The sequence below is a fragment of the Streptomyces sp. NPDC012508 genome (genome assembly GCF_042902595.1).
Classification (GTDB): Bacteria; Actinomycetota; Actinomycetes; order Streptomycetales; family Streptomycetaceae; genus Streptomyces.
Map to the genome: position 1 here is coordinate 49,648 of NZ_JBIBEO010000002.1, position 25,208 is coordinate 74,855.

The 25,208-nt window shown below is 67.5% G+C and carries 29 protein-coding genes and 7 pseudogenes; 16 read left to right on the top strand and 20 right to left on the bottom strand.

All coding sequences use genetic code 11. The features are described 5' to 3' along the window. Nucleotides 1-244 precede the first annotated feature (244 nt). Entirely contained in the window at nucleotides 245-1,465 is a 1,221-nt protein-coding gene (locus tag ACFY8U_RS06120; protein WP_389566327.1) for a saccharopine dehydrogenase family protein, read from the bottom strand. Nucleotides 1,466-1,585: 120 nt separating this feature from the next. Between ACFY8U_RS06120 and ACFY8U_RS06125 the strand changes: the two genes are divergently transcribed. Beyond that, on the top strand, nucleotides 1,586-2,290 hold the full coding sequence (locus ACFY8U_RS06125; protein WP_389566330.1) for a TetR/AcrR family transcriptional regulator: 705 nt from the start codon (nucleotides 1,586-1,588) through the stop codon (nucleotides 2,288-2,290). A 94-nt stretch (nucleotides 2,291-2,384) separates the two neighbouring features. Here ACFY8U_RS06125 and ACFY8U_RS06130 read toward each other — a convergent pair whose 3' ends face one another. Next, nucleotides 2,385-3,386: a 5'-nucleotidase gene (locus ACFY8U_RS06130; RefSeq protein WP_389566333.1), complete on the bottom strand. Its 1,002-nt coding sequence runs from the start codon at nucleotides 3,384-3,386 to the stop codon at nucleotides 2,385-2,387. 599 nt (nucleotides 3,387-3,985) lie between these two features. Here ACFY8U_RS06130 and ACFY8U_RS06135 point away from each other — a divergent pair. Both ACFY8U_RS06135 and ACFY8U_RS06140 read left to right on the top strand, forming a co-directional pair. Continuing rightward, a complete protein-coding gene (locus ACFY8U_RS06135; protein ID WP_389566336.1) occupies nucleotides 3,986-4,726 on the top strand; it encodes a class I SAM-dependent methyltransferase in 741 nt (246 codons plus the stop codon). A gap of 361 nt (nucleotides 4,727-5,087) precedes the next feature. Beyond that, nucleotides 5,088-5,225: a hypothetical protein gene (locus tag ACFY8U_RS06140; protein ID WP_389566339.1), complete on the top strand. Its 138-nt coding sequence runs from the start codon at nucleotides 5,088-5,090 to the stop codon at nucleotides 5,223-5,225. A gap of 9 nt (nucleotides 5,226-5,234) precedes the next feature. Here ACFY8U_RS06140 and ACFY8U_RS06145 read toward each other — a convergent pair. Further along, nucleotides 5,235-5,747 (bottom strand): annotated as a pseudogene (locus ACFY8U_RS06145) (transposase); the annotation flags it as partial. 448 nt (nucleotides 5,748-6,195) lie between these two features. Here ACFY8U_RS06145 and ACFY8U_RS06150 point away from each other — a divergent pair. Then, nucleotides 6,196-6,717: a hypothetical protein gene (locus ACFY8U_RS06150; protein ID WP_389566342.1), complete on the top strand. Its 522-nt coding sequence runs from the start codon at nucleotides 6,196-6,198 to the stop codon at nucleotides 6,715-6,717. Nucleotides 6,718-6,727: 10 nt separating this feature from the next. Here ACFY8U_RS06150 and ACFY8U_RS06155 read toward each other — a convergent pair. Continuing rightward, a pseudogene (locus ACFY8U_RS06155) lies at nucleotides 6,728-7,600 on the bottom strand (IS5 family transposase). A gap of 214 nt (nucleotides 7,601-7,814) precedes the next feature. Here ACFY8U_RS06155 and ACFY8U_RS06160 point away from each other — a divergent pair. After that, entirely contained in the window at nucleotides 7,815-8,267 is a 453-nt protein-coding gene (locus tag ACFY8U_RS06160) for a phospholipase (RefSeq protein ID WP_389566344.1), read from the top strand. A gap of 19 nt (nucleotides 8,268-8,286) precedes the next feature. Next, a pseudogene (locus ACFY8U_RS06165) lies at nucleotides 8,287-8,522 on the top strand (ATP-binding protein); the annotation flags it as partial. A 64-nt stretch (nucleotides 8,523-8,586) separates the two neighbouring features. Here ACFY8U_RS06165 and ACFY8U_RS06170 read toward each other — a convergent pair. Then, the gene (locus ACFY8U_RS06170; protein WP_389566346.1) at nucleotides 8,587-8,799 is read right to left on the bottom strand and encodes a hypothetical protein; all 213 of its coding nucleotides are present in this window, start codon (nucleotides 8,797-8,799) and stop codon (nucleotides 8,587-8,589) included. 63 nt (nucleotides 8,800-8,862) lie between these two features. On the opposite strand from ACFY8U_RS06170, the gene ACFY8U_RS06175 reads away from it, so the two are divergent. Together ACFY8U_RS06175 and ACFY8U_RS06180 are read left to right on the top strand one after the other, a co-directional pair. Further along, nucleotides 8,863-9,126 (top strand): hypothetical protein, encoded by a 264-nt coding sequence (locus tag ACFY8U_RS06175; RefSeq protein WP_389566349.1) that lies wholly within the window; start codon nucleotides 8,863-8,865, stop codon nucleotides 9,124-9,126. An 88-nt stretch (nucleotides 9,127-9,214) separates the two neighbouring features. Then, complete coding sequence (locus ACFY8U_RS06180; protein ID WP_389566351.1) at nucleotides 9,215-9,376, top strand: hypothetical protein; 162 nt, start codon at nucleotides 9,215-9,217, stop codon at nucleotides 9,374-9,376. 123 nt (nucleotides 9,377-9,499) lie between these two features. On the opposite strand, the gene ACFY8U_RS06185 is transcribed toward ACFY8U_RS06180, so the two are convergent. From ACFY8U_RS06185 to ACFY8U_RS06205, 5 genes are all read right to left on the bottom strand, one after another. After that, nucleotides 9,500-9,874 (bottom strand): VOC family protein, encoded by a 375-nt coding sequence (locus ACFY8U_RS06185; protein WP_389566354.1) that lies wholly within the window; start codon nucleotides 9,872-9,874, stop codon nucleotides 9,500-9,502. 212 nt (nucleotides 9,875-10,086) lie between these two features. Next, nucleotides 10,087-10,356 carry a GlsB/YeaQ/YmgE family stress response membrane protein gene (locus ACFY8U_RS06190; protein WP_389566357.1) on the bottom strand — a complete coding sequence of 90 codons (270 nt, stop codon included), beginning with the start codon at nucleotides 10,354-10,356 and terminating at the stop codon, nucleotides 10,087-10,089. A 268-nt stretch (nucleotides 10,357-10,624) separates the two neighbouring features. Next, on the bottom strand, nucleotides 10,625-10,777 hold the full coding sequence (locus ACFY8U_RS06195; RefSeq protein ID WP_389566358.1) for a hypothetical protein: 153 nt from the start codon (nucleotides 10,775-10,777) through the stop codon (nucleotides 10,625-10,627). 390 nt (nucleotides 10,778-11,167) lie between these two features. Continuing rightward, on the bottom strand, nucleotides 11,168-12,055 hold the full coding sequence (locus ACFY8U_RS06200) for an SDR family oxidoreductase (protein ID WP_389566361.1): 888 nt from the start codon (nucleotides 12,053-12,055) through the stop codon (nucleotides 11,168-11,170). A gap of 1,284 nt (nucleotides 12,056-13,339) precedes the next feature. Then, nucleotides 13,340-13,495 carry a DUF6131 family protein gene (locus ACFY8U_RS06205; protein WP_389566364.1) on the bottom strand — a complete coding sequence of 52 codons (156 nt, stop codon included), beginning with the start codon at nucleotides 13,493-13,495 and terminating at the stop codon, nucleotides 13,340-13,342. 294 nt (nucleotides 13,496-13,789) lie between these two features. Here ACFY8U_RS06205 and ACFY8U_RS06210 point away from each other — a divergent pair, with 294 nt between their 5' ends. After that, the gene (locus ACFY8U_RS06210) at nucleotides 13,790-14,167 is read left to right on the top strand and encodes a hypothetical protein (protein WP_389566366.1); all 378 of its coding nucleotides are present in this window, start codon (nucleotides 13,790-13,792) and stop codon (nucleotides 14,165-14,167) included. A gap of 42 nt (nucleotides 14,168-14,209) precedes the next feature. Here the strand turns inward: ACFY8U_RS06210 and ACFY8U_RS06215 are convergent. From ACFY8U_RS06215 to ACFY8U_RS06225, 3 genes and pseudogenes are all read right to left on the bottom strand, one after another. Further along, nucleotides 14,210-14,467: pseudogene (locus tag ACFY8U_RS06215) on the bottom strand (IS5/IS1182 family transposase); the annotation flags it as partial. 458 nt (nucleotides 14,468-14,925) lie between these two features. Then, nucleotides 14,926-15,333: an ATP-binding protein gene (locus ACFY8U_RS06220; RefSeq protein WP_389566368.1), complete on the bottom strand. Its 408-nt coding sequence runs from the start codon at nucleotides 15,331-15,333 to the stop codon at nucleotides 14,926-14,928. 480 nt (nucleotides 15,334-15,813) lie between these two features. Beyond that, nucleotides 15,814-16,056 (bottom strand): DUF5133 domain-containing protein, encoded by a 243-nt coding sequence (locus ACFY8U_RS06225; protein WP_389568210.1) that lies wholly within the window; start codon nucleotides 16,054-16,056, stop codon nucleotides 15,814-15,816. A gap of 365 nt (nucleotides 16,057-16,421) precedes the next feature. On the opposite strand from ACFY8U_RS06225, the gene ACFY8U_RS06230 reads away from it, so the two are divergent. Beyond that, entirely contained in the window at nucleotides 16,422-16,883 is a 462-nt protein-coding gene (locus tag ACFY8U_RS06230; RefSeq protein ID WP_389566371.1) for a TIGR03618 family F420-dependent PPOX class oxidoreductase, read from the top strand. A 398-nt stretch (nucleotides 16,884-17,281) separates the two neighbouring features. Then, nucleotides 17,282-17,623 (top strand): DUF5713 family protein, encoded by a 342-nt coding sequence (locus ACFY8U_RS06235; protein ID WP_389566373.1) that lies wholly within the window; start codon nucleotides 17,282-17,284, stop codon nucleotides 17,621-17,623. 25 nt (nucleotides 17,624-17,648) lie between these two features. Here ACFY8U_RS06235 and ACFY8U_RS06240 read toward each other — a convergent pair whose 3' ends face one another. After that, entirely contained in the window at nucleotides 17,649-17,936 is a 288-nt protein-coding gene (locus ACFY8U_RS06240; protein WP_389566375.1) for a hypothetical protein, read from the bottom strand. Nucleotides 17,937-18,071: 135 nt separating this feature from the next. Here ACFY8U_RS06240 and ACFY8U_RS06245 point away from each other — a divergent pair, with 135 nt between their 5' ends. Continuing rightward, nucleotides 18,072-18,284, top strand: a complete 213-nt coding sequence (locus ACFY8U_RS06245; RefSeq protein ID WP_389566377.1) for a hypothetical protein — start codon at nucleotides 18,072-18,074, stop codon at nucleotides 18,282-18,284. 92 nt (nucleotides 18,285-18,376) lie between these two features. Next, nucleotides 18,377-18,556, top strand: a pseudogene (locus ACFY8U_RS06250) (restriction endonuclease); the annotation flags it as partial. A gap of 312 nt (nucleotides 18,557-18,868) precedes the next feature. On the opposite strand, the gene ACFY8U_RS06255 reads toward ACFY8U_RS06250, so the two are convergent. Then, the gene (locus tag ACFY8U_RS06255; RefSeq protein WP_389566380.1) at nucleotides 18,869-19,264 is read right to left on the bottom strand and encodes a hypothetical protein; all 396 of its coding nucleotides are present in this window, start codon (nucleotides 19,262-19,264) and stop codon (nucleotides 18,869-18,871) included. A 33-nt stretch (nucleotides 19,265-19,297) separates the two neighbouring features. Further along, nucleotides 19,298-19,495: pseudogene (locus tag ACFY8U_RS06260) on the bottom strand (hypothetical protein); the annotation flags it as partial. Between ACFY8U_RS06260 and ACFY8U_RS06265 the strand changes: the two are divergent. Next, the gene (locus ACFY8U_RS06265) at nucleotides 19,487-19,984 is read left to right on the top strand and encodes a GrpB family protein (RefSeq protein WP_389568213.1); all 498 of its coding nucleotides are present in this window, start codon (nucleotides 19,487-19,489) and stop codon (nucleotides 19,982-19,984) included. The pseudogene ACFY8U_RS06260 and the gene ACFY8U_RS06265 overlap by 9 nt on opposite strands. 54 nt (nucleotides 19,985-20,038) lie before the next feature. Here ACFY8U_RS06265 and ACFY8U_RS06270 read toward each other — a convergent pair. Beyond that, nucleotides 20,039-20,590 (bottom strand): annotated as a pseudogene (locus ACFY8U_RS06270) (IS5 family transposase); the annotation flags it as partial. A 187-nt stretch (nucleotides 20,591-20,777) separates the two neighbouring features. Further along, nucleotides 20,778-21,134, bottom strand: a complete 357-nt coding sequence (locus tag ACFY8U_RS06275) for a hypothetical protein (RefSeq protein ID WP_389566383.1) — start codon at nucleotides 21,132-21,134, stop codon at nucleotides 20,778-20,780. A gap of 322 nt (nucleotides 21,135-21,456) precedes the next feature. On the opposite strand from ACFY8U_RS06275, the gene ACFY8U_RS06280 reads away from it, so the two are divergent. Both ACFY8U_RS06280 and ACFY8U_RS06285 read left to right on the top strand, forming a co-directional pair. Next, nucleotides 21,457-21,603, top strand: coding sequence for a hypothetical protein (locus ACFY8U_RS06280; RefSeq protein WP_389566386.1), 147 nt, complete (start codon nucleotides 21,457-21,459; stop codon nucleotides 21,601-21,603). Nucleotides 21,604-22,193: 590 nt separating this feature from the next. Further along, nucleotides 22,194-22,628 carry a DUF6892 domain-containing protein gene (locus tag ACFY8U_RS06285; protein ID WP_389566389.1) on the top strand — a complete coding sequence of 145 codons (435 nt, stop codon included), beginning with the start codon at nucleotides 22,194-22,196 and terminating at the stop codon, nucleotides 22,626-22,628. 532 nt (nucleotides 22,629-23,160) lie between these two features. Here ACFY8U_RS06285 and ACFY8U_RS06290 read toward each other — a convergent pair. Beyond that, nucleotides 23,161-23,364, bottom strand: coding sequence for a cold-shock protein (locus ACFY8U_RS06290; RefSeq protein WP_389566392.1), 204 nt, complete (start codon nucleotides 23,362-23,364; stop codon nucleotides 23,161-23,163). A gap of 233 nt (nucleotides 23,365-23,597) precedes the next feature. Continuing rightward, the gene (locus ACFY8U_RS06295; RefSeq protein ID WP_389566395.1) at nucleotides 23,598-23,936 is read right to left on the bottom strand and encodes a MerR family transcriptional regulator; all 339 of its coding nucleotides are present in this window, start codon (nucleotides 23,934-23,936) and stop codon (nucleotides 23,598-23,600) included. Nucleotides 23,937-25,208 lie beyond the last annotated feature (1,272 nt).

The window sequence follows — 25,208 nt, forward strand, 5'->3', positions numbered from 1 at the left end:
GAACTGTTCGCTGTCTGGTCGGCATGTTCAACGGTGCAGGCCCTTTAGGGGCGAGAGAGCGTCCACCGGTTCCGACGTGGTCGCGCTCCCGAGCCACACCGAGTTCCTCCTGGCGGGGATGGCTCCTGCGCCGGTCCAGCGGGGATCGGCTTCCAGGGCTCCCGGCGGCCACGGTGGGCTCGCCGGGAGTCCTGGTGTGGGGGTGAGGGAAGAGAGTCGCTGCGTTTCGCTGCGGGACGGCGAGTCAGCGCTGCGTGCGCAGCCCCCATGGGGCTCCGTAGGCGCCGAGCAGGTCGAGGAACGGGCGGGGCGGCAGCGCTTCGGGGCCGAGGACGCCGCTTGCCTTCCACGTGCCGTCGGCGATCAGTTCCAGGGCGATCACCGGGTTGAGGGCGGTCTGCCAGACCACGGCCTGGGAGCCGTACTCCCGCATCGTCCACTCGTTGTCGACCACGTGGTAGAGGTACACCTCCCGGGGCGTGCCGTCCTTGGTTCCCTTGATCCAGGTGCCTGCGCAGGTCTTGCCCTTCATCCGGTCGCCCAGGGTGGCCGGGTCGGGCAGGCAGGCGGCGACCACGTCGCGGGGGGAGATCTGGAGGGGCCCGTCGGGGCCGGGGAGGGTGACCTTGGCCGTGGAGTCGAGGCCTAGGTCGCGGAGGGTCTTCAGCTTGGCGATGAAGTCGTCGCCGAGGCCGTATTTGAAGGTGACCCGGCGTGCGTCCAGCCAGCGGGGCATGAGGAGAACCTCCTCGTGTTCGACGTTGACGCACTCCACCGGGCCGATGCCCTCGGGGAAGTCAAAGACCTCCGGCTCGCTGAAGGGCGCTGTGGTGAACCAGCCGCGGCCTCTCTCGTAGATGACGGGCGGGTTGAGGCATTCCTCGATGGTGGTCCAGATGTTGAAGGACGGTGCGAAGTCGTAGCCCTCGACGGTGAGGTTGGAGCCGTCGCGGACGCCGATCTCCTCGATCTCGTCGAAGAGTTCATCGGCCGCGTAGCGGGCGAACACGTCTGACAGGCCGGGCTCCACACCCATGCCGACCAGGGCTAGGCGGTCGGCGTTCTTCCAGGCTTCGGCGAGGGCGAACTGCTCGTCGCCGAGTTTGACACCGCACTGTTCGTAGGGGGTGGTCGGGTGCGGCACGGACAGCGACATCGCCATGTCGAGGTAGTGCGTGCCGGCGGCGAGCGCCGCGTTGAACAGGGGCATGACGAATCTGGGGTCGGTGGCGTTCAGCAGAACGTCGCAGTTTTCCTCGGTGAGGAGGCGGCGGACCGCCGCCTCGTCGGAGGCGTCCAGACGATGCGCGCTGAACCGGCTCTGGTCGCCGAGCGCGGCCACTGCGGCCTGCGCGCGGACCGGGTCGTGGTCGGCCACAACCATGTGGGTCAGGAAGTCACGGCGGGCCGCGATACGGGTGACCGCGGTTCCGACGCCGCCCGCACCCACAAGAAGTACTCGCATCTCACACACCACTTTCGCTGGACGGCCCCGGCGAGCACCGGGCACGCCTTGATGCAATACCGTCCCGGCGGTTAAGGTCTACAGCGTTGGCATAAGGAGCGAGGGCGGGGCGGCGGAGCGATGCCGAAGAAGGTGGTTGCGGAGGCGGAGCGGCGCAGACGGCGGCCGACCCGGCAAGGCTCCGTGCTGTCGGAGAAGCTGATCGTGCAGACGGCGCTGCGGATGCTGCGCGAGCACGGCAGTGCCGGACTGACCGCACGTCGACTCGGTGCCGCTCTCGGCGCCGACCCGAGCACCCTGTACCGGTACTTCGCCGGCCTGGACGGCCTCACCCGGGCCATCGGCGAGGAGCTGATGGGGCGCGCCCTGGACAGCTGGACAGCCACCGGGAGCTGGCGCGCCGACCTGCGTTCCCTGGGGCTGGCGATCCACGCCTCCTATCTCGCCCACCCCCAGGCCGCGCTGCTGACCGCTAGCCGTGTCACCGGCCGCCCCCGGGAGATCGAGGTGGACGAGACGATCCTGGGCATCCTGCGCGGCGCGGGCTTCGGCGAAGCGGACGCCGTCGGCGTGTATCACGCCTTCATCGACCTGGCTCTGGCCTTCGCCGCCCTCGACGCGGGCGCGCTGGCCGTCAAGGACGAGGCCCGAGAGGCGGACGAGGGCATGTGGGCCTCGACCTATGCCCGGTTGCCCCGCGAGACCCATCCGCACATCGCCGCCACCGCGCACCTGCTGGCAGAACGGATGAATCTCAGCGCCTATCCCGACGTGCTGGACACACTCCTGGACGGCGCGGAGGCGAGGCTCACCGGCGCACGGTAGGCCGGCGCGACGGATCGCCGCCTTGCGGGCGCCCTAGCCTCATCCAGGCACCGTTCACCCGGGGACAGCCCGCGTGCTGGTGCTGTGGCCGGTGTCAGGCGTTCCGCGAGTCGCCGAGGAGGACCGGCTCGTTGATCTTCCCGAAAGGCACGTGGACGCTGGGGGTGGTCCGCGACGTGCTGGCCAGGTGACTTGCCTGGTCGTCGAAGAAAATGTGCGGCTTGAGAACTTTCATGATCTCACCCTTGTCGATGCCTCCGAGGAAGAAGGCGTCGTTGACCGTCACTCCCCATTGCTTCAGGCTCATCACTGCCCGCTCGTGCGCGGGGGCGTTGCGTGCGGTGACGAGAGACACGTGAAGACGGATCCGGTATTCGGCGTCCCTCCGACGTTCCTCTTCCTCTCGTTGCTGGATGCGGTTGATGCTGGCAAGGAAGTCTTTCAGCGGTCCAGCATCGTGCGGAACCGCGGCGTTCAGCACCTCGTGGGCGCGAAACCCTTCGAGGCCTCCCGTCTGGTAGACCTGCTCCGATGCGTCGGTGGCCAGCACGCCATCGAAGTCGAAGGAGATGCGCAGGTCGTGATCGTTGGTGTCGTCCTCGTACGGCTCTCCCAGGACGTGTCCTGCCGGCAGGCCCTGTGAGACGGCCTCGCGGACGTCGCTGTCGTTCGCTGACAGGAACAGCGACATATTGAGGGCCGGCATGAACTGGTAGGGCGAGCGGCCTTGCATGAAGATGGCCCGGCTTATCGACAGCTCGTGGGCCTCTATCGACCGCATGACACGAAGCCCGGTGTCCGGGTCGTTCCGGGACAGGACGATGACCTCGACCAGGGGGTCGCCGTCCTCGCTCAGGTCGTTCAGTGACAGCAGTCGGCGGATGAATGGGAACGCGACCCCGGGGCGGAGTGTGTGGTCGAGGTGCTCTGCCTGGTAGGCGCGGTAGCTCTCTTCGCCCTGCTCCCGGAAGACGGCGTCCGACTCTGCGAGGTCGAACAGCGCGCTGGAAGCGATCCCGATGACAAGCCGGTTCGCCAGTTCGTAAGCCGCCACAGCAACCCCTTTGATCAGCCTGCTCTCATCGCTCTCAATCATCGCACCGGCCACATCGCCGGGCCTGCCGCACGGCCCCCGAGCAGTCCGGTAGCGCTCCGGCGGGTACCTCCCAACGACACAGGCAGGAGCCCGGCCCACCATCCGGCACGGCAGCAGGACCACATACAAGTCCATCGCCGCTCGCTCACTCGACCTGGTGACATGCCTAGCGTCAGCGAACCGGCGCGCGGCTGGCTGGGTTTCGCAGGGCATGGTCCATATCCACGAGGTGCACGTCTGCGAGCCAGGCCTGGCGGTCATGGACGTCACAGCCCCACGAAGCGCAGCAGGCCGCCCGAACTGTCATGACTGTGCTGGAATAGGTGTGGGCCACCCCCGGTATGGCGGGCGTCCAGGCCGGCATCTATGTACGCACCACTCCCCCACCGACACACTCAAGCAGCAGCGCATCGCTCCTGCGGTGAACTTCCCGACTCGCATGTCTCCGTGAGAGCCAGTGCATGTCCGCTGCAGAGGCAGACCGGGGCCTAGGTCTCGTCCGGCGGATCATGGGCCGAGCCAGGGCCGGACTGAGGCAAGGGCCGGCCAGTGCCCTAATCGTGTTGACCACCCCCGTCAGGCAGTGCTGGAGTCGGAATGTGGACAGCATCCCCGCCAACCGGCGGCTCTGGAACCAGATCAGCGGCGCCTACCAGCACGAGCACGACCCGCAAATCGGCGCTGCACCCCGGCTGTGGGGCATGTACTCCATCCCCGACGCGCAGCTGCACGCCCTGGGCGACGTCACCGGAAAGCGCGTCCTCGAACTTGGCTGCGGCGCCGGCCAGTGGTCCAGGGCGCTCGCCGCCGAGGGCGCCACCGTGGTCGGGCTTGACCTCTCCGAAGCCCAACTCGACGCAGCGGCCCGCGCGATGGGAGCGGCCCACTACCCGCTGGTGCAAGGCGCCGCCGAACAACTTCCCTTCGCCGCCGACAGCTTCGACCTGGTGTTCTGCGACTTCGGTGGGCTCAGCTGGGCGCCCCCGCACCTGGCCGTCCCGCAGGCCGCACGCGTCTTGGGCCGAGGCGGGCGCCTGGTGTTCAACGTCGCCAGTCCATGGTTCGAAGCTTGCTACGACGAAGCCGCCAGCCGCGTGACCACGACGCTGCAGAAGGACTACTTCGGGCTGAACACCATCGCCGAAGGCGACGGCGCGACCAGCTATCAGCTCACCTACGGCGACTGGGTCAAGGTCCTGCGCGGCGCGGGTCTCATCATCGACGACCTCATCGAGCCGCGGCCCGAACTCGGAACACCCAACGGCTACAACGAAACCGACCCACCCGACTGGGCACACCGCTGGCCGGCGGAACTGCTCTGGGTAACACACAAACCGTAAGTTCCGCCGCGCCGAGACGTGAAGGCATCCCCTCGCCGAGCCAGCCTGGTGATCTGAGTCAGAGATTCGTCGGCAGTAAGGGCTGTCCCGCACAGGGCCGGTGGGACGAGGGCCACCTGAGGGGCGCCGATGCGGGCTGGGCGAATTAGCGTGTAGACGTTCATGGAGGCAGCGGTCTTGGGGGACGAGTGGGACGCAGCAGGTTGCCTGTGGAGAATGTGGGCGACGGCGACCTCTGGCTCCTCGTCGAGCCGTACGGTGAGGAATTCTGGCTGAAACCCGGGGAGGTCTTCACGGTCGCTCCGGAGGTGAGGGGTCCGGTATCTGGTTCTCTACCGCTGTCTGCCAGGAGGGCATCACCGTGTGGCTCTACGAGGACGGTGACCCGGCCAAGGTCGTCCTGGAGTACACAGTGACTGACGCGGACGGCAAACGGCTGGAGTGCGGGCACCAGAGGCCCCCGAAGTCGGCGCGCTCCGGCGCGGCTGAGCCGGGCTGAACCCCTCGCTCATCGGGTCAGCGCAAGATTGGGCATCGGGGCAAGGCCCAACATGGCGTGGCGGACGCGGTCACCTTTCAGGCGGCAGTCGCGGAGGATCTTCCAGGTCTTCATGCGGGCGAAGGGGTGCTCGACTCGGGCGCGGACTTCGCGGTGGGACGTGTAGTGGGCTTCCTTCCGGGCCGGTAGCTCGGTTCCGGCCGGATTCTCGGCGGTGCGGGATGATCAGACCGGTGCCGCGGTAGCCGCCTTCGGCGATCACGGTGGTGTGCCGACCGAGCTCTTGGCTCCGGACAGTTCCCACGCCTCGCAGTCGTTGCGGTTGCCGGGCAGAGGCCGGCCGACGGAGACGACAAGGCGTGAGTCGGCATCGATGACGACCTGGTGGTTGGTCGAGTAGCGGTAGTTCTTGGACTGCTCCGCCACACTGTGGTCCCGTGTCGGCACCAGGGTGCCGTCCACGATCAGCACCGTGTCTCTGCGGAAGCGGCTCCGCGGCCGCAGCGCGAGCAAGGGCCTGAGCTGGCTCACGATTCAGCCCGCAGCCGCACGCACCCGAGCCGCCGAGCCTGGCACTCGTCCCGTACGCAATATCCAAGTCGACCGATATGGAGTCGGTGGGAATCCGCTCTGCCAGGAGGACCGTACGCGGCTTGTGGAGTCCCAGCAGAAGCCGGCCCGCCCCGGAACCTGACCCGGCAGGGCCCTCTGGCCGTACCCGCACGCCATCCTCGCGGCTGTTCCTGAGGGCACTCCTGCAACTGTGCTCCTGCCCCGGCTCCCTGGTTGCTCCGGGGCGAACGGGTCGGCTGGTCGGGAGGCCAGATGCCTCTGCCAACGAGAACTCCTTGAGGCGTTGCCGGGAGCGGAGTGGAAGGCCGTGTGGTCTGTCGGCGTCGGCAGGCCGCGACGGGAAGTGTGCCCTTGACGCTTCTAGGGCGTGTGCCGGAAGTGCTTTAGGTTGGCTGATGTGAGTACGCGGGGGCGGAGTTACCGATACGTCGGACCGGTTGAGCTGAAGGCTGCGGTCCGGCCTGGCAGCGGCGGGTGCCCGATAAGCTCGGCGGCTGACTTCGACGGTTGGATCGCTGAGCGATCGGCAGCGGAGCTGACGGAACCGTTCACCTTCGTGGTTGGCACGGATGGTGTGCTTCGGCTGGCGCCGCGGCGAAGCGAGCACGTGGCCTGCGCTGGTGGGGACATGGTTCTGAGTGCCGGCGAGATCAGCTTCATGCGTGAGGCAGACCGGTGGGCGGTGGGCGAGGTCAGCAACCAGTCCACCGGATACTGCCCGGACGTGGCCTCCTGGCCGGCAGTCGCTCATGCTCTGGACGATATAGAACTTGGGCGACCCTCCGGCTTCACCCACGAGGTGGTGTTCCGGCGGTGCCTCAACTGCCAGGAGCACAACATCGTGCGCGAGGACGACTTCGTCTGCGTCTTCTGCGGCAGCGATCTGCCGGAGACGTGGAACGTGGATCCCGCCGTGTGATGGCCAAGGGTCACAGCCACTCGTGGATGGCCGCGACGAGGACGGTCGCCTCGTAGCGGACTGCGAGTTTGTCGTATCGCGTGGCGACGGCGCGGTCCTCTTGAGGCGGTTGATCCCGCACTCGACCGCGTGACGTTCGCGGTAGTCGACCGGGTCGAAGCGCGGCGGCGGCCGCCGCGGGAGCCGAGCTTCTGGCGGTTGTAGGCCTGGTCAGCCTTGTCCGGGATGGTGCAGCGGATCCCGCGGCGGCGCAGGTAGGCACGGTTCTTGCGGGAGGCGTACGCCTTGTCAGCCCTCACGCGATCGGGCCGGACGCGTGGCCGGCCCGGCCCGATGCGGGGCACTCGGACCTTGTTGAGCACGGGTTCGAACTGCGGCGAGTCCCCGCGCTGCCCGGCCGTGATCACGATCGTCATGGGCTTTTGGCCCTGCTCGACGGCCAGGTGCAACTTGGTGGTGAACCCGCCGCGTGAGCGGCCCAGTCCGTGATCATCGGGCTCGGTGAACACCCCGCCCGGCGAGGCTTTCTGCAGGCCCCCTGCTTGCGGGCCCCAGCCGCGTGCTGATGAGCACGACAGACCGAGGAGTCGACGCTCAGGTCCCACGTGATCGCACCCTTCGCGTCGGCCAAGGACTGCAGCCGGGTCAGGATCCGGTGCCAAGTTCCGGTCCGCTGCCACCGACGGAACAAGTCGTAGACCCGACCCCACGGCCCGTACTCGACGGGCACATCCCGCCACGGAACACCGGTCCGGACCCGAAACCGTATGCCGTCGATCAACCGCCGCCGAGGCCAGACAGGCGGCCGGCCCGCCTTCGTGCCCTTCGGCAACAACGGCTCCAGCACCGCCCACTGCTCATCCGTGAGATCTCCCCGTCCCATGGACCGTGATCATTCACAGTCCAAGATCGACTTTCGACACACGGCCTAGCCCTGTCCGCTCCGCCCGATCCGTCCGCCCCGCGGGTCGGTCCCGCTGATAACTCCGCGCGAAGGCCAACACGCCAAGGTCTATACAAACGCTGTTGCCCCGTCAATCATCTTGTCATGCACCTGCGGCCCCATAAGGCGGGCCGCAGTCTCATGGAGGTGTGGGATGCACCAAAGACTTTCCGTCGGCCTGTCCGCCTCGGCCCTTGCCCTGCTCACCACCGTCGCCACCGCCACTGTCGCCACGGCCGCCCCTGCCGACAAACCCCAGGTGCTCTCCAGCTGGACGCAGACCAGCGCGTCGAGCTACAACCTGTGGGCCGCCGCCCGAGCCAATCAGGGCGCCTGGTCCGCCTACGCCTTCGACTGGTCGACCGACTACTGCTCCACCTCGCCGGACAACCCCCTCGGCTTCCCCTTCTCGATGTCGTGCGCCCGACACGACTTCGGCTACCGCAACTACAAGGCCGCCGGCACCTTCAGCGCCAACAAGTCTCGCCTGGACAGCGCCCTGTACGAGGACCTCAAGCGCGTGTGCCTCAACTACAGCGGTGCCACGAAGACAACGTGCAACAGCACGGCGTGGACCTACTACCAGGCGGTCAAGGCCTTTGGCTGACCGGCCTGTGCCCGGCACCACGCCCCACACCCTCGCCAGCTGCGAGAGGATCAAGAAGAGCCAGCCTCTCTGCCTCATCGACGACTCCGGCACCAGCAAGTCCCACATGCTCATCGCGCCGGGCGACGAGGCCGCGGTGAAGGGCTACCGCGTCCGCCGCGCCCTCGCGACAGAGTGGTGAACGAGCTGGTCGAGGCCGCGGACGAGAGACAGCTGAACGAGACCATCGCCCGCTACGGCCGCGTCGATCTCCTTTGAAACGCAGTGCTTCGCCGCACTCAAGGCGAAGCGGCGGCCCCTCAGTCGTGACGGGCGAGCTTCACGGCGGAGGCGAGATGTGAGGGTCGAGGTAAGTGGCGCATGCGCGGTCGTACCACAGGGCGCTGATCAGCAGCGTGAGGACGAAGAGGGCGATCAGCGTCATGCCGAGGGTGACCGGTCCGGCGACGCGCGTGGCAAGACCGGCCTGGAGCGTCCCACTCAGGGCGATGACGGCGCTAGCGGCGGCAGCGTTGGTCCCAGCGATCCGCATACGCGCACGGGCGACTGCGGTCAGCAGGTGCGCGGGGGTGACCGGGGGCCGGGGGGCGTCGGCATGGGAGACGTGGACCGTGACGGACGCAACGGCCTGTTCGCCTACGGCAAGAGCGGCTCATTCCTCTACCGGGGCACGGGCGTCGTCGCGGCGCCGTTCGCCCCGCGCGAGTCCAGCTCCGTCCACCCGGCGACGACGACTCCGCGCCACCCGATCGTCTGCCACGTCTGGCCCGCCGGACGGGACTGCCGAAGGACGGCGGGGCGGTCCTGGACCCGGCAGGGGCTGCCGACCCGGCTCTCTGCTCGGCTGAGTGCTCCTTGAGCAAAGCACGGTAGTTACACGTCAGCCCCGGTCGGACCTGTTGTTCCAACAGGTCCGACCGGGGCTGGGCTAGATCCACCCGACCCTTATGGCCTGGTCGAAGTCGGTCCCGGCGCACGCCGAGGGGTTCGCGGCCGGTCGGGGCCTAGGGGACGTGCCGGTCGAGCAGGGCGGGCAGATCCCGGCGCCGGGCGAGCGCGGCGACCTGGTCGGGGTGGACGTCAGGGAAATCGACGTCGCCCCCAGGTAGGCCAGCAGACCGGCCCGGACGGCGTGGCCGACCGCGGATGCCGTCACCCGCGGCCTGCACCGCGGCGAGCCCAGGGCCTCGGTCAGCCGGTTCGCCGCCGTTTGGGCTCCGAGCCAGGGACGTTCAGGCGCCCGGAAGGAAGAGGCAGAACGGATGGCCGTGCGGGTCACGTAGAACCCTCACGTCCTTCTGGGGCTGGTATTCCTCGAGCGTCGCGCCCAGGGCGCAAGCCCGTTCGGTCTCCGCCTCCAGATCGTCGACCTGGAGGTCCAGGTGCGCTTGCATCTGCTGAGAGCCCGGGCGCTGCGGCCAGGTGGGGGGAATGTGATCGGTTTCCAGCTGGAAGCTGAGGCTGGGGCGTTCCCGTTCTGGATCCTGCAGGCGGACCCACTCCGGCTTTCGGTCGACTTCCTGCCACCCCAGCAGGGCTCGATAGAAGTCGGCTAGCGCGGGAGGGTCGGGCGTGCCGAGGACAAAGGCACCGAGAAACGTCGTCATTGCTCCAGTCTTGCCCCAGCACGCACCTCCACACATCTGTGTGCCAGCCGCCGGTGATGGCGCTTTCGGTTCAGAGAGTGGCCAGCGCGCGATGATGTGCGTCCGCCCTGCGCGCCGCGCCCACTGCTCGGGTTGCCGGCGGTCGCCGCCGTACGCACGACGGGTCGCGCCGGCCACCTTGACCCTTCCGTGATGCTGGCTGGAAGGCCTGATCAGGAGTGTCGTCGGTTGCCGGCGACAAGGCGGTAGAGGACCAAGAGGATCACGGAGCCGATGATGGCCGCGATCCAGGTGGAGAGCTCGAAGAAGCCGTCGATGGAGTCGACGCCGAATATGACCTTGCCGAGCCATCCGCCCAGGAGGCCGCCCGCGATGCCGATCAGGGTCGTGATGATGATGCCGCCCGGGTCCTTGCCCGGCATGAGTGCCTTGGCGATGAATCCGGCGATCAGACCGATGAGAATCCACGCGATGATGCCCACGATGTTCCTCCTACCTGCAGATATAAGGTTTGCGTCAACAGAGCGTCTGCGCTTTTCGAGAGCTTCCAAACCTGCGGACTGCCACCGGCTCTGGACGGCCTGGCAGTCCGACGTGTGCGGCTCGTGGAACACGGCGGCTATCACTCATCGCTGCCTCGCCGCGGCAGTCTGACCGCAGTCGACCGGGGCGGCCGGGTGGCGGGGAAAGGGAGGCGGGCACGAGCCGGGGCCCGCGCGAGTCAGACCGGAGGCATGGAGACTGCGGTACTCAGTCGGCCGCCCCCGGGCCCTGTGCGAACTGGGGGACATCTTCGATCGTGACGTCCAGGCGCAGCCGTTTGAACCGCACAGGGTGTCGGTAGATGCCGCCGCGGTCGACGGCAGTGTCGGCGCTGATCTCCGCCACGAGGTCGGGGCGCACGAGGGCCACCTCCATGCCCCGGCTGCGTCATGGCCGTGCCCCGGTGGGGAGGGAGCACGCTTCCCCGGGCGTCAGAAACGTTGCTCACCGAGATGGCACGATCGCCATCGTGGCGCTACCGAGCGGCCTGGGGCGAACACTGGCATGCTTCGCGACGCCGACCGCATCGTGCGCCTGAGCGGCAAGGAGGTCGAAGCGCACAGGCAGGTGAAGCCGGCTCCGAACATCATTCTCGACTGGCGGCGAATCGGTCCGGCGTCGGCGTTCAAGGTGTGGAGCAGATGCGCTGGACCGCCCCTGATCAACCTGTCACAGCAGCCAGCTGGCGACCGCGCGGTCAGCGCTCCGGCCCACTATGCGGCGCCGGCCGGCCGGCGTCGGTGCCTCATCTCACGGAAGGGGAGTTCCACCGGTGGCGTTGACGATCTCGCCAGTGATGTAACTCGCCTGATCCGTGGCCAGGAAGACGTACGCGGGAGCCATCTCGGCGGGCTGCGCAGGGCGGCCAAGCGGGGACTGCTTCCCGAACTCGACCGTGTCTGGCATGGTCGCCGGGATCAGGGGCGTCCAGACCGGGCCCGGCGCCACCGCGTTGACTCGAACACCGTCCGAGGCGACCATCTGGGCCAGCCCGTGCGTGAAGTTGACGATCGCCGCCTTGGTCATGGCGTAGTCGAGAAGATGAGGACTGGGCTTGTACCCCTGTACGGAGGCGCTGTTGATGATGCTGCCGCCCTTGGGAATGTGCGGCAGAGCCATCTTGGACAGCCAGAACATGCCGTAGAGGTTCGTCTTCATGACCCGGTCGAACTGTTCTGTGTCGATGGCGCCGATTCCGTCCGGCTGTGACATCTGGTAGGCGGCGTTGTTGACCAGGATGTCGATCCGCCCGAATTCGCTCACCACGCGATCGATCAGGGCGGAGCACTGCTGTTCTTCACGGATGTCGCAGGACACCGCCACCGCCCTGCGGCCTGCCTCTGTAACCAGACGCGCGGTCTCCTCGGCCTCTCCCGCTTCCTCGGGCAGGTGGGTGAAGACGACGTCCGCGCCTTCGCGTGCGTAGGCGAGTGCGACGGCCCGGCCGATGCCCGAGTCGCCCCCGGTGATCACGGAGATCCGCCCCGAGAGAAGTTGGTGCCCCTCGTAGGAAGATTCACCGTGATCTGGTGGTGGGTCCATCGGCCCGGTCCAGCCCGGATACTCCTGCTGCTGCTCGGGGAATTCCGGTCGTGGATGGGCCGTGACGGGGTCTCGCTGCCGACGTTCCTGTGCCATGGTGCCTCACCAATTCCATTTCGGACCCTGAGTCAGTGGCCGAGCGACCCCTTGAGCTCCGGCTTGTCCACCGGCGATGTCCAGCCATGGATGTACGTCGCAACGCCTCCCGCACCGCCTGGTGCTCTGCCTGCGAAGCAACGCCTTACTTCCATGGTTCCTGAATCTGTTCGCCGTGCCGTCAGCTTCTGGCGAGCACCGTCATCCGGCAATACGTGTTCCTCCAGACGGCGCACGTCGTGCGATGCCACGCGGCCCCCAAACCCTCGCCCATGCGCTCGGACGAGTGCGTTTGAGCAGCGTCGAGAACGAGTCGGCCGTGAACAGCCGCAACCTGGCCAGACCCGGGCGATATGGGAGGAGAGGGTCCGGATGTGTAGAGAGAGGGGCAGCGCCCCTGCGCACGTCGAGATCATTCGGGAGCCCCGCACGCAGGTCATCGTCCTCAATGCCCGAAGACCATGGAGCCTCCCGCCTTCGCGGGCTTGATCGAGAACTTCCCCGCCCACCTGATCCGCCGAAGGGCCGCTTCCTGTGGCTGCCACGGGAAGCACGCCAGTCACGTTCACCGCGCTATGCGCAGCAGCACTCGGATGCCCAACCTCGCTCTCGCCGGTTAGACGAACGGCGCACCGCTGCCGGCCACGCCCGGACAGGCGCCGCCGGCCCGCCGTGGCACGGTTCGGCAGGTCTCGCTTCCACGGGCAGCTGCTGGAACTCCGGCAGCCTAAGACTCCAGCTGCCTGCCTGGACCTTCCCCTCCCAGACCCCGACCGTCGCGCCGTCGCGGTCCGCGGCCAGAACGGCTCGGCCTCGCCCGAAGGACACGGGGCCTACCGCGACGGTAGCGCTGCGCTCCCGAATCCGTTCGGCCGCCGTATTCGCGTCAACGACAGCAAAGTACGGCGCTCAAGTGACCGAAGCTGCCAGGCTGGCAAGAACCCCAAGGCCGGCAACCGGCGTGCCGCCCTGAAGGGCCCGACGAAGGGCGCCTCGCTGCGCCTGCTTGGAGCCCGACCAGCCACGCGGCGCCCCCACCGGGAACGGCACGGACGACGCAAGAATTGCGGGCTTGCGCCTCACGTCGCGTGAGCACGCAGGGCTGAGGGGCACTGGTGGGGCGGGCCGTGAACCGGGTCTGCGGTCCATCGGACCGGCGTCCGCGACGTCCTTCGCCAAGCCGGCGGGCCGGCGAAGCCACTGCCGGAGGCTCCAAGGGCTGAGCACGCACAAAGGGGCTCGTCATCGTAACCGGCACCTTCCACCGCCATGCGGCCCGCGCGGCTACCAGTAGTGCCGACGCCCACCGACCGCGTGACCTACCGCGCCCAGAATGAACAGCACAACCCCGATCACAACCAGAACGATCCCAATGGTCCAAAGGATGCCGATGCCAGCCAGGAGGCCGATTACGAGCAGGATGACTCCGAGGATAATCATGATCTCCTCCGGTGACAGGACACCCTCTGCAGGCGCCCCTCGCACCGCGAGTCCCCGCCCTCAAGCAAGGCAAACCCCACGCAGGCCGGACCAGCGCGTGCGCCTCCCATGCAGCGTGGCCAGAATGATCGTTTTGCGAGCCTGCGCCGGGACTCTGGGCGTAAAACGTTGGCGTTCTTTGCGCTGATGACAGGGACCCGAAATCGGCGTCGCCGGTGAAGATCGCCTCCACGAAATCGGCTTTGCCGAGTTCGGATGAATATGGGTGGTCGGGTCTCGAAGGGCGCGGAGGAGATGTCGCAGAGGAGCCGGGGTGAAGGTGGCGCCACGGCGGTCGACGGTTGCGGGCGGGCGCAGGCCTGGGCGCTCAACTGCTGGGGTCTGCTCGAGAGAGACACCGGAAACGTTGGGGACGCTCGCAGCCTCTTCGGACAGGCGACCAATACCGGCCAGCGGGGCATCGTCCTGGCAGCGTCGTGGAACCTGGCGGTGTTAGAGGTACGGGCCGAGAATCTGGTTGAGGCTCGTAGGCCGCTCCAGCAGAGCGCCGACGCCGACGGCCCACCTGAGCAGAACGCCGACCCGCTCATGTACTGGTCCGACGTGAAATGCAATGCCGGAAATCACGAACGCTCCCGCCACCTCTACCAGCAGATTCTTGACTTCAACTAGTACTGTCTGCGCAGGTCAGGGCCGGACTCGTGACCGGTCTACTCATGCGGTGAGGGCGAGGTTCTGCATGGGAGCGACGGCCTGGACCGCGTGATGGAGACCGGTGCCGCGTTGCCGGCAAATCGCGGAGGATCTCGTAGTGCTTCATGCGGGCGAAGACGTGCTCGACGCGGGCCCGCACCCGTCGGTGTCCGGCGTTGTCTTCCTCTTCGCCGGTCAGCAGGTCCCGGCCGGGGCATTTGCGGTGAAGGAGGACGAAACCGGTGTTGGTGAGGCGCCGTAGCTCAGCACAGTCACACATTCACACCGGTCGGCCAGACCGGGGTCCCGCCGAGTGGTCGTGGATCCGCGCATCGCCGGTCGGAGCTGAGGCGGCTTCGCGGTCTGTATGAGTCCGGCGCGATGAGCCTGCGGGAGATCGCGAAGGAGACCGGGCTGAACCGGCGCACGGTCGCCACGTGTCTGTCGGGTGAGACGCCGGTCGCGCCGCCAGGAGGGCTCCCGGCGGGCAGCCGTATCGGGCGGGTGGGGGCTCCTTTCAATAACTCGTACTCTCCGGCCCGCGGTGTGAGAAGGCTGGCGGCCACCACTCCCGGCATCTACCCGGCCCACAGTGATGCCCTCCCGCGGCGCCCAGGGCGGCGTGTGTGGAGCCTATGGCCCCACCAATGTCGAGACCCGCCCTCGGCCTCGGCCTCGCCGTCGTATGCGGGGCCGACCGCCGATGCCCGTTCCTCGTGCCGGGCAGGAGTGGCCTTCTACGCCGGGCTGGGAGCGTTGGCCAGGGCGATGCGGGCAGTGATGCACTTGCCAACTGGCTCCTGCTGGATGAGCAGTTCCTCGGTGACAGCTTTGACAATCTCCATGCCGTGCTGACCGACCCGGCCCGGATCGGCGGAACGGGCCGCCGGAATGATCGGGTCGCTGTCCCACACGACAACGGCCACGCTGCTCATGCTGATGCGGAGCTCCATCAGAACGGGGCCGGGGGCGTACTTGCAGGCGTTGGTGACCAGTTCGCTGACGACCAGGCTGGTGAGGTCCCGCGCGCGATCCGACACCGGCAGGTCGTGCTCGGCGCGGGCCTTGTCGAGGAAGGCGGCGGCATGGTGGCGGGCGTCAGCGATGCAGCCGCCTTCCCCGTCGAGCGCGTAGCCGACGCACATCAGGTACCCGCCTGATGGAGGCTGTGCGCTGCCGTCACGGTCGGCGTAGGGTCTCACCGCAGTCGTCCTCATTCCCGTTCACACGGCCGGGTGCCTCCGAACCTGGGGCGGGTGGGGGCAGAACCGACCGCGCACGCCCCTATTGGAGGGCAGCATAAACGGCGTCGAGGTGACCACGACCAGCAACGATCAAACCGGACGGCCCGCCCGGCTGCCCGCGGCGCACCGGGTGGTCGACGGCGTCCGTATCGCCACCGGGACGCACAGGGCTGGCTGCGCATCGCCGCACCCACGGACAACGTCCAGCGCGTCCTGACCCTGATCGGCGTCGACGCCGTCATCCCCTGCCACTCCACCCTCGAAGGGGCCCTGGGCTCCTGACGCGAGGAACAACGCAAAGGCGGCCGATCGGGAGAACCCGACGGCCGCCTCATCGTGTGCAGGCGGGCGTCCTCGCCAGGGCCAGCGGGGGGGCTGGGCCTACGCCGCCAGTGTCGCGTCCTCCTGGGAGACGCCCGCACGGCCGCTGTACTGGTCAAGCAGTGCGTCCGCTGCAAGCAGGGCCCGCTCGAGGGTGCGTTCCCCGGTCATCACGCACAAGGTGTACGTGATGTCTTCGAGGGCCATGCTGGTGGACCCGGTAGGGCGCGCGTCGTGTTCGATGCGTGCCTGAGCGAACCGGGCCAACACCTCACGCAGCTCCTTCTCCGCCGGACGGATCATGGTCAAGCCTCTCCCCTCCCAACCCTCCTCGCGGACCCGTACCGCGAGACGGTGACTGTTCCCTGGCAGCCAACGCCAGGACCCCCGGCCCTGGCAGCGTCAAGCAGAACGACGAATGCCCCGCATGCAAATGCTTATGCCTCAGTGCTCACGGCCGTCGACCTGCTTCTCTCGACTGTCCACAGGGTTGCGGCTTCTTCCACCGTCGCCCGCACCGTCAGGTGTCCACCCGTTCGGAGGGCACTTCTCCCCCGAGGGGACGTGCTGTGCTGGGTGACGCTCGGGTTGAGGCCTGTCGCGAAAGTTGGTAGACGCATTTCTGAGTAGCGTGGAATGCCCAGACACACACACGAGTTGAGCGCGTCATGACGCAAAAGCCCGCAGCTCCCCGCTCCCTGTCCGACGATGCTCTCTCCGAACTGCTGAGCACTCAGCAGTTCGGCACTCTCGCCACCAATAAGCGCAGTGGCCATCCTCATCTGACCACCATGCTCTACAGCTGGGACGCCGAGGAGCGCATCGTGCGGTTCTCCACCACTGCCGACCGCGTCAAGGTCAAGCAACTCCGACGTGACGCGCGAGCGGCCGTGCATGTGCCGGGCGGCAACGTGTGGTCGTTCGCCGTGGCCGAGGGCGAGGCCGAGGTCTCCGAGATCACGACCACGCCGGGGGACGCGACAGGGCGAGAGCTCCTCGCGATGATTCCGGAGGCCGCGAAGCCTGAGGATGAAGGCGCGTTCCTGGAGCAGTTGGTCGCCGAGCGCCGGGTGGTCGTCCGCCTGAAGGTATCCCGGCTGTACGGGACAGCACTCGACATCGACGGCTAAGACTGGCACAGCCACTCGTTCATGACTGCGACCGGCACTGTTGCCTCGTAGCGGACGGTGACCTTGTGTACCTCGTGGCCACCGCGCGGTGGCGCTTGAGGCGGTTGATGCCAGCCTCGAGGCGTTCGCGGTATGCGCAGCCAGGGGGGAAGAGCCGGTAGCTGCGGCCCAGGAGGCCAAGGAGGGTGTCAGTGCGAGTCTCCATTGGCCTTCCCCTTCCACCGCAGGCACGATCACGCTCTGTGGGACGTGGGGATCTGACGAACAGCCAGTCGGCCCGGTTAGGGCCTGTCGTGAAAGTCCTGGTCGCATGACGTCTGGCGTGCAAGGGCGGCGTCGTTGTCAGTGGTGCTGTGCATGATCGGCGCGTCAGCTTTTCGCGGAGGTGGGAAAGTGCCATGCCGATCACAAACCAGCAGGTAGCGGGACACGCATTCCTGCGGCAGATGTACGACGACTCGTACTTCCCTGATCACGTGGTCGACCAGGGGAAGGCGATCCTGCTGCGGCTGTGCGAGCGCATCGAGGCCGAGCAGCCGTCGGACCTGGAGAGCTTGTATGCACTCACCCAGGCTGCGACGGAGGAGTTCAACCTGCTGGACAGGGAGTTCGTGGCGGCCGGGAGCGGGATCGAGACGGTGGCGCGGGAGTGGATCTGTGACGAGTTCTGCTTCGTCGCGTCGGCACACGGGTTCACGGAAACAGATGCAGAGGAGCTGACCGCCGGCCGGGACTGGTGAACCAGGACGGGAGAGCTACCTCCGTTCAAAGCCATTCGTTGAGAGCTGCGATCAGCACGGTCGCCTCGTAGCGGACGGCGAGCTTGTCGTACCGGGTGGCGACAGCGCGATGTCTCTTGAGTCGGTTGATCCCGCACTCGACCGCGTGGCGCTCGCGGTAGTCGGCCGGGTCGAAATACTGCGGCCGGCCGCCGCGGGAACCGTGCTTCTGGCGGCTACGCGCTTGATCGGCCTTGTCCGGGATGGTGCAGCGGGGATGTTGTCGCCGCGGACCAGGGCGGATGGCAAGGCCGAGGCAGCGAGCGGTGCTCACCGCAGCCGCCGAGAGGTGCGAGCGCAGGGCATGATCGGTGCATGCCTGGTCAGGATCAGGCCGGCAGTGAACGGGGCTTGACAGAGGCGGCCCGATGCCGTGTTCTCACAACAGGGGCGACGACGGTGGGGACCGATGGCGACAGCAGGAGACGACCGGCCCGGTGCCGAGCCCGCGGGCGGCGGCGGGAGCCAGGAGCACAACGCTCCGAAACCACCCGACAAGGACAACCACTTCATTCGGAGAGACTTCATCCACGTGCTCATCGTGATCCTCGTCATCCTCATGCTGGGCACCGTTCTCGCGATAGCCGGCGATGGCTGCAGCAGTAACTGCGTCGACCCCTAACACGTCGGCACAGAGCCCTGATAGCGACGCTCGGCCCAGCAGATAGGGGCCGAATTGCATGGGCCCGGGCGTACCGCTGTCAGTCCCAGAGGAACGTCGTCGTCCTCGTCACCAACGGCAGGTTCACCAACCCGGCAGTCGAGTTTGCCCGCGACCAACGACTGCACCTGGTCAACCGCGCCGTCCTCGCCGAATGGGCCGGCGGCTCCAAACCCCTATGGGAACTACTGCGGGCAGTACCACCCCCTCGACGGCCCACGTCCCTGTCCTAGACATCGCCCGACGGCGGACCCGCTCGATCGCCTGCCCTCGCGCCCCCAGTGCTGCTTCGTGTCGGAGTGAGAGTTCGAGCCCTTGGCAAGGGGGCCCAGTCAGCGAGAAGGCGACCCCGGCCTGGGGCGCCTTCTCGCGCTGTGAGGCTAGGCCGTCGACAGGGTGCCGCCGTAGGCCACGGCATCGAGGGTTTCGGGGGCGCAGGATGGCGTACGCGCGGATGGCCCGGCCTCTACCCGCGGAGGCGAGGACCTCGTGCTTCCTCAGGGTGCTCATGCTCTTCTCCACCGAGGCCAGGCTGAGACGTCATCTCATTTGGTGAGGTGTCGTCGGATGAACGGTGTCGTTCCCAGGACGAGTGCGGCGAAGACGGTCAGGCGTTGAAGGCCAGGCTGAGCGGCGAAGCTGCTGTGCTGAATGCCGTAGACCGCGTACCAGTTGGCGGCGAGGTCGGTCGCCATGATGGCGCAGGCCAGGTCGGTTCCTCGGCGTTTGCCCCTGATCAGGAACACAGCGGCGAGCGTGTCGAAGAGCGCCAGCGACGACCAGTAGAGGTTGAGCCAGCTCGGTGCCCAGCCGTAGGGGTGCAGACCGTGGCTGAAAAGGTCGGCTACATGCGCGGAAGCGCCGACGAAGAGCAGCAAGGCCGCGATCACGCAGACCAATATGACCGCCCAGCGCGGGGTGTGGCGCATCCATCCGAGCACGCTGTGGATCGTCCCATTTCCGGGCGCTGCCCGTCAGGCCACCAGCCTGCGACAGCAGATGAGAGCGGCTGTGATCCCGACGAAGGCCTGGAAGTGCTCGGCCTTGCGCTCGTAGCGGCGGTGCAGGCGGCAGCCGCACATCACGGTCGCGGCAAGCCCTGCAACACTCGCAGTATGGGAGAGCCAGTCGAGATCATGCCTTACGACCCTGCGTGGCCAGCCATGTTCGCCAGGTGGGGCACGTGCCTACGTGTCGCCCTCGGTGATGCTGCGGCTCGAATCGACCACATCGGGTCCACCTCGGTGCCAGGGCTGGCGGCCAAGCCGGTGATTGACATCCAGATCTCAGTGGCATCGCTGGAAGCGACGGATGCATTCCTGCGCCCGCTGACAGAGATGGGGCTCGTGTACCGGGCGGACAATCCTGAACAGACCAAACGATACTTCCGGGAACCTCCAGGTCAGCGCCGGACCCACGTGCACGTGCGGCAACTGGGCAGCTTCTCAGAGCAGTTCCCACTACTGTTTCGCGACTACCTCCGGTGCCACACGGCTGCCGCGAACGAGTACGCGGCTGCCAAGAAGCGCTGCGCAGCCACATTCCGCAACGACCGTCCCGGCTACGCCCGAGCAAAAGATGCCTTCGTATGGGACATCATCCGACGCGCTGACGCCTGGGCCCAGCACACCGGCTGGGCTCCCGGTCCCAGTGACGCCTGACCAAGCCTTCCGATCACAGTCGAAGCCAAGGCCGTCGGAGTTACGAGACAACCCTTTGCCGGGCTTGCGCCGGCGTCGGCCGCGGCGTGAACGGATCGGGGGTATGCCCTTCACCAGCGGGATCAGGGCCTGACTGTCGTGGAGGTTGGCGCCGGAGATCCCGACGGAGATGGGCAGGCCGGTCCGCTCAGTGATTCAGATGGATCTTCGACCCGTACTTGCCCCGGTCGACAGGATTCGGACCCGTCAGCTCCCCCTCTTCATCGCCCGCACGCTGACCGAGTCGATCGCGCACCTCGACCAGTCCAGCGCGCCCCGAGAGCCGAGCTCGTCCAGGACCAGGCGGTGCAGCTTGGCCCACACCCTGGCCTTCGACCGCTCGGCGAGCCGGCGGTGAGCCGTGGCCCGGGAATGCCCGGATGATGCGGCAGGCAACTGCTGCCACGTGCACCCGGAGGTGGCCACGAACACGATCGCCGCCAGCACCTCCCGATCGCCATGCCGACACCGGCCACCACCCTGAGGCCGCGAAGGAGCCTCCGGCACCACTCGCTGGAACAACTCCCACAGCTCATCCGGCACCAGCCGCTCAACGATCCCCGCCACGGGCACAGCCCACCGAGCCAATTGAGATGACGTCTAAGGCAGCAGACGCACCTCACAGCCTTCGTCGTGATCACGTGCATTCCTTCGTCGGAGCACATGATCAGACGATGGCCGCCCGAACATCCGGCGAATGCGCAGGTGAGCTAGGCAATTCGAGACCTCGTTCGAGACCAGAACACAGAACGAGCTAAGGCTGGGCCAACTTCTGGAAGAGCGCGCCGATCTCCGCCCGGTCGGCGACCAGCGGGAGGGTGTCGAAGTACAGCTCCCACTCCCGCCCGGGCCGAAACGCTCCACGATTCCGAACGGGATGTCCTTGCCCTTCGGTCCGGAGACCGTGCCGTGCCACTCCGCGTAGGTCGTGGTCCTGCCGAAGGAGACCTGGCCGGCCTCGAATCGCCGCCTCGGTCCGCGCGGTGATCTCCAGGGCCTCGCGATGGCGCGGCTCGGCGGAATCGCCGAAGACCATCTCGCGCAGGTAGGTGCGGCCGTTGTCCACATGGGCGCGGTTGCACTCCACGACCGGGCGGGCGATCGCCAGCACCGCGTCGAGCGCATCGGGGATCTTCTCGGCGTCCGCCCGCCCCCGTTCCAGCGCCTCGGTGCAGAGGGAGTTCTGGACCAGCGTATCGAGCCCAGCGAGCTCGAACTCGCCTCCCAGGCCGAGCAGTTGAGGGCCCGCATCGAAGAACTCACCCGGCAGCTCGGCGAGTTCGACGCGGAGAGCGAGAACCTGCGCATCACCCGCAAGACCCTCCTCACTCTCCCCGCGCCCTCACCCACCTCCGAGCCGGAGCGGTCCCGACATCCCGGACCACCCCGCCTACCCGCAGATCCTCACCGCCCTGGCCGACGCGGGCCGGCCGATGCGAGCCCGCGACCTCTGCCAGGCCCTCGACCTGCCGATCCTCCCGAAGAACGCCGAAGGCATCCGCTCCAAACTGAAACGCCTGGTCAGCCGGGGCATCCTCACCGAAGCCGAACCCGGCCTGTTCACCCGGCCCGGCGCCTGAGGACCACGCCCAGCCCGCGACCAGCGATCCTTCCCCAACCTCAATCACGAAACGGACAAGAGCTCACGTTCCGCACTCTCAGAAGGGACTCCTGGCGCCTGTGCAACAGCTCCCTCCTGGGGAGCCGGCGCAGACCCAACCCGCTGAGCAGCGTGCTGCGATCGGCGTCCAGCCGCGAGGTCGAGTTCGGTGTAGTCGTGCCAGCCCGGCAGACCGAAGAGCATCTCCAGAGCCTCGTCCATGCTGGCGCCGATGAGGCCGACTTCGGCCTCGGAGCTCGCGTACAGCACAGCCCCGTCCGCACATATGAAATAGGTTCCGCCGGTGTCGTCGCCCGCCACGGCTCTCAGCGGCGCTCCGCTCGCCAGACGGACCTCTTCCCCGCGCTCGGCCCGGTCAAGATCAAAATCGAAGGATCCCGCAGCAAGCCTCACCGGATCACGGATTCCGGCGCGGGACAGCAAGCACGTGGTCGGGGCGTGTCATGGCCGGACCGTAACAGCCGCCGCTGACACCAGATGGTGCACGGTCTCCATAGCGGAGGGGGCCGGGGCCGGACCCGTGCCGTACCTCCGTGGTACTCATGTGCAATGAGCCAGTTCCGCGACTTCAACTTCAAGCTGCTCGTCATTGAGGAGCTCATGTACGGCCCCGAGCCGCTCCTCCCGCCATACGACCTGCCCGCGCGGCTGGCCGAGCGGGGAATCGGCGACCCGGCGTCCTTCGTCCTGGACAATGGCCTCCACATGGAGGTGCTGCCGGAGTCCCGGGCCCATTTCGAGGTCCTGGAGATCCCGGACGCGCTACTCGCCCGCGTCGAGGAACTGTGCTTCGACGCCGGGGCGGAAGTCTTCCGGCACTGCGCCCCCGCCTGGGACGGCGAAGACGATCTGTTCGACGTCCGCTCGCTTGACGACCTCGCCCTGCTGCCCAACCTGCGGGAGGTCACCTTCGTGGAAGACGGCGTCCTGGCCGTGCCGGATGCGGCGGAGGTCTTCGCCGCGCGCGGCATCGACACCGACTGAGCCCCGGCACCCGTCCGTCCTACGCAGCCCCGGCCGAAGCTGCGTAGCGCTTGGGCTGGACCTGGAACCCCACCGGCCGGGGTCCTTGCGGACGATCTCCAGCCCGCGACCGAGGCTCTGTGCCGACCGTATTGGCTCGGAGCGCTGGCGACCCGAGCCTCTGATGACCAAGCCCCACGCCCCCATTCACCGCCCCCGTGCGCTCAGGCCTGGGCAGGTGTGATGCCCGACGTCGGCCGGGCAGGGGACCAGACGGCGCAGCCGACCAAGGTGGGGCTCCCGGAGCCCGGTGCCGAACGCCGGAGCGGGTTCGGCGGTCCAGTCGCCCGCGGCAGCGCGTCCGGGAGCCGTCAGCGCCGCTGGGCGTTGCCGCCTGTCCGGTGGCCACGCCCCCGCGAAGTCGTCGGAGTCTGCAGGCCGTGAAACGAGCAGGCCGGGTCCGTACGGTTCGTACGGCGTGCGTCGGCCATCCCGTGCGGGCAGTGAGGACCAAGGGCAGTCTGCCCCGGTCCTCGCCGGCAGTGTGGGCGGGTCAGGCCAGGTTGATGTTGTCCGCCTGGGGGCCCTTCTGGCCCTGGGTGACGTCGAACGTCACCATCTGACCCTCCTGAAGCTCACGGAAGCCCGAGGAGTTGATCGCCGAGTAGTGGGCGAACACGTCCGGGCCGCCACCGTCCTGGGCGATGAAGCCGAAGCCCTTCTCCGCGTTGAACCACTTCACAGTTCCCGTAGCCATGTCCACATGCCTTCCAGTCGAGGAACGCCTCCCACACCATGCGGGAGACGGAGGTGATCGCCCTGGTTCCTGCGGCACAGCACAGCAAAAAACCCACGCGTAGGCATGGGCAGAGGGAACTTCCGAACCACGACAGCTAACCGGGACGCTACACGTCCCTACACCCTGTCACCACAGGAAACGCCCTGTTCGTGTGCGCGGGCCCGCCGGTATCCGGCGGGCGCACCACCGTGTCAGGCCGCGGCCGTGGGGTTCGCCGATTCGGCGGTGCGGCGGTGTTCGGCGTTGATGCGCTGGGCTTCCTCGAGCTGGTCTTCCAGGACGATGATGCGACAGGCGGCCTCGATCGGGGTGCCCTGGTCGACGAGTTCCCGGGCGCGGGCGGCGATGCGCAGCTGATAGCGGGAGTAGCGGCGGTGGCCGCCCTCGGAGCGCAGCGGAGTGATGAGGCGGGCGTCCCCGAGGGCGCGGAGGAAGTTCGGTGTGGTGCCGAGCATCTCGGCGGCCCGGCCCATGGTGAAGGCCGGGTAGTCGTCGTCGTCGAGACGGCCGTACGAGTCATCTGCTGTCATTTGCACCTCTCTCATGGAACGCATGGAGGGGCCCTGGTGCCGTACGGCACCAGGGCCCCGAAGGAACTACTACACCACCTGCCGACCCTGATACTGCGTCGGCGTTCTGTGTCCGCTGACCCGACCTGGCTGCTGTCGGGGGTGCGGGGATCGCGGTTGCTTGACCGGAGACCACCTCACTATCGATGTCCTGCGGTACCCGGGCTCACGACTTCCGCCCGGGCGATCCAGATGGCGCTTCGTTCCTCCGCTCTTCCCTCGGTGATCAACTACTCATTCAGCGGGCACTGCACACCGCTGGTACTGCCGGTGATGCTGGTACCGCTGCTCTACTGCGTACTACTCACTGGCCTGTGACAGCGCCACTCTTCGACAGCCAGCCCCGTCGCCCGTCCTGCGTCTGCACTGGCTTAGAACCCCACTGCCGAACCTCCCGGTGCGCGCGTCCGCAGCCGACGCCTTCACCGAGGTACCGCTGACTTCACTGCTGGGTACTGCCACTACGGTGGCGGCCCCTGATCACCGCGGGCCACCCGGTCCGGTCGTCAGTCACGTCGCCGTCCTGCAACCACCCTGGCTTCGAAACTCCACCACCGCACCGACCTGCGAACTGCAACTTCGGGTACTGCTGCCAGGCAGTTCATCTCTGCCTGGCCCTGCGGTCTCTCTGAGCTACGAGAGAAACCATAACCAGGTCACTACCCAATGTCTACTCTGGCCGAGATAGATTTTCGCGTGTTCGACAGTGAGGTAATCGACCTCGAACAGTGGTGGGCGCGGAAGCAAGCCGGATTGACAGGCCGTAGCCGGGGCACAAGCCCCGGCAGACAGAACCGGACATCGACGGTCGCCTCGGAGCTCTCATCCCGAGGCCCCGCAGTGCCGCTGGAGCCCGCATTTCATCAGAGTCGCGTGCCGCTTGCCGTCACCACTCGGGGTGGACATCGTGGCTGTCGTAGCGGGAACCCATCGGGGTAAGCCACGGCCTGAAACGACCGGGCCCGGAGGCCTCGGACGCGTAGATCACCGGCTCCTCCGTCTCGTCGGTGACGATGACAGCTCCCGCCTTCTGCGCACAACGCAGGGCGTGGGTCCAGTGTCGGCCACGATGACCGGTGCGGTAATCGGGGACTTTGCATTGCGCCATCACATCTCACCGCCGCGCCAAGACGTCGCCTGCCCGCCCGTACGGAGCGGGCAGGCGTTCGACTATCGCCGAACATGCCTAAATACCCGATTTGTGTATTTTTGAACATCTAGGTTCCGGAGCAG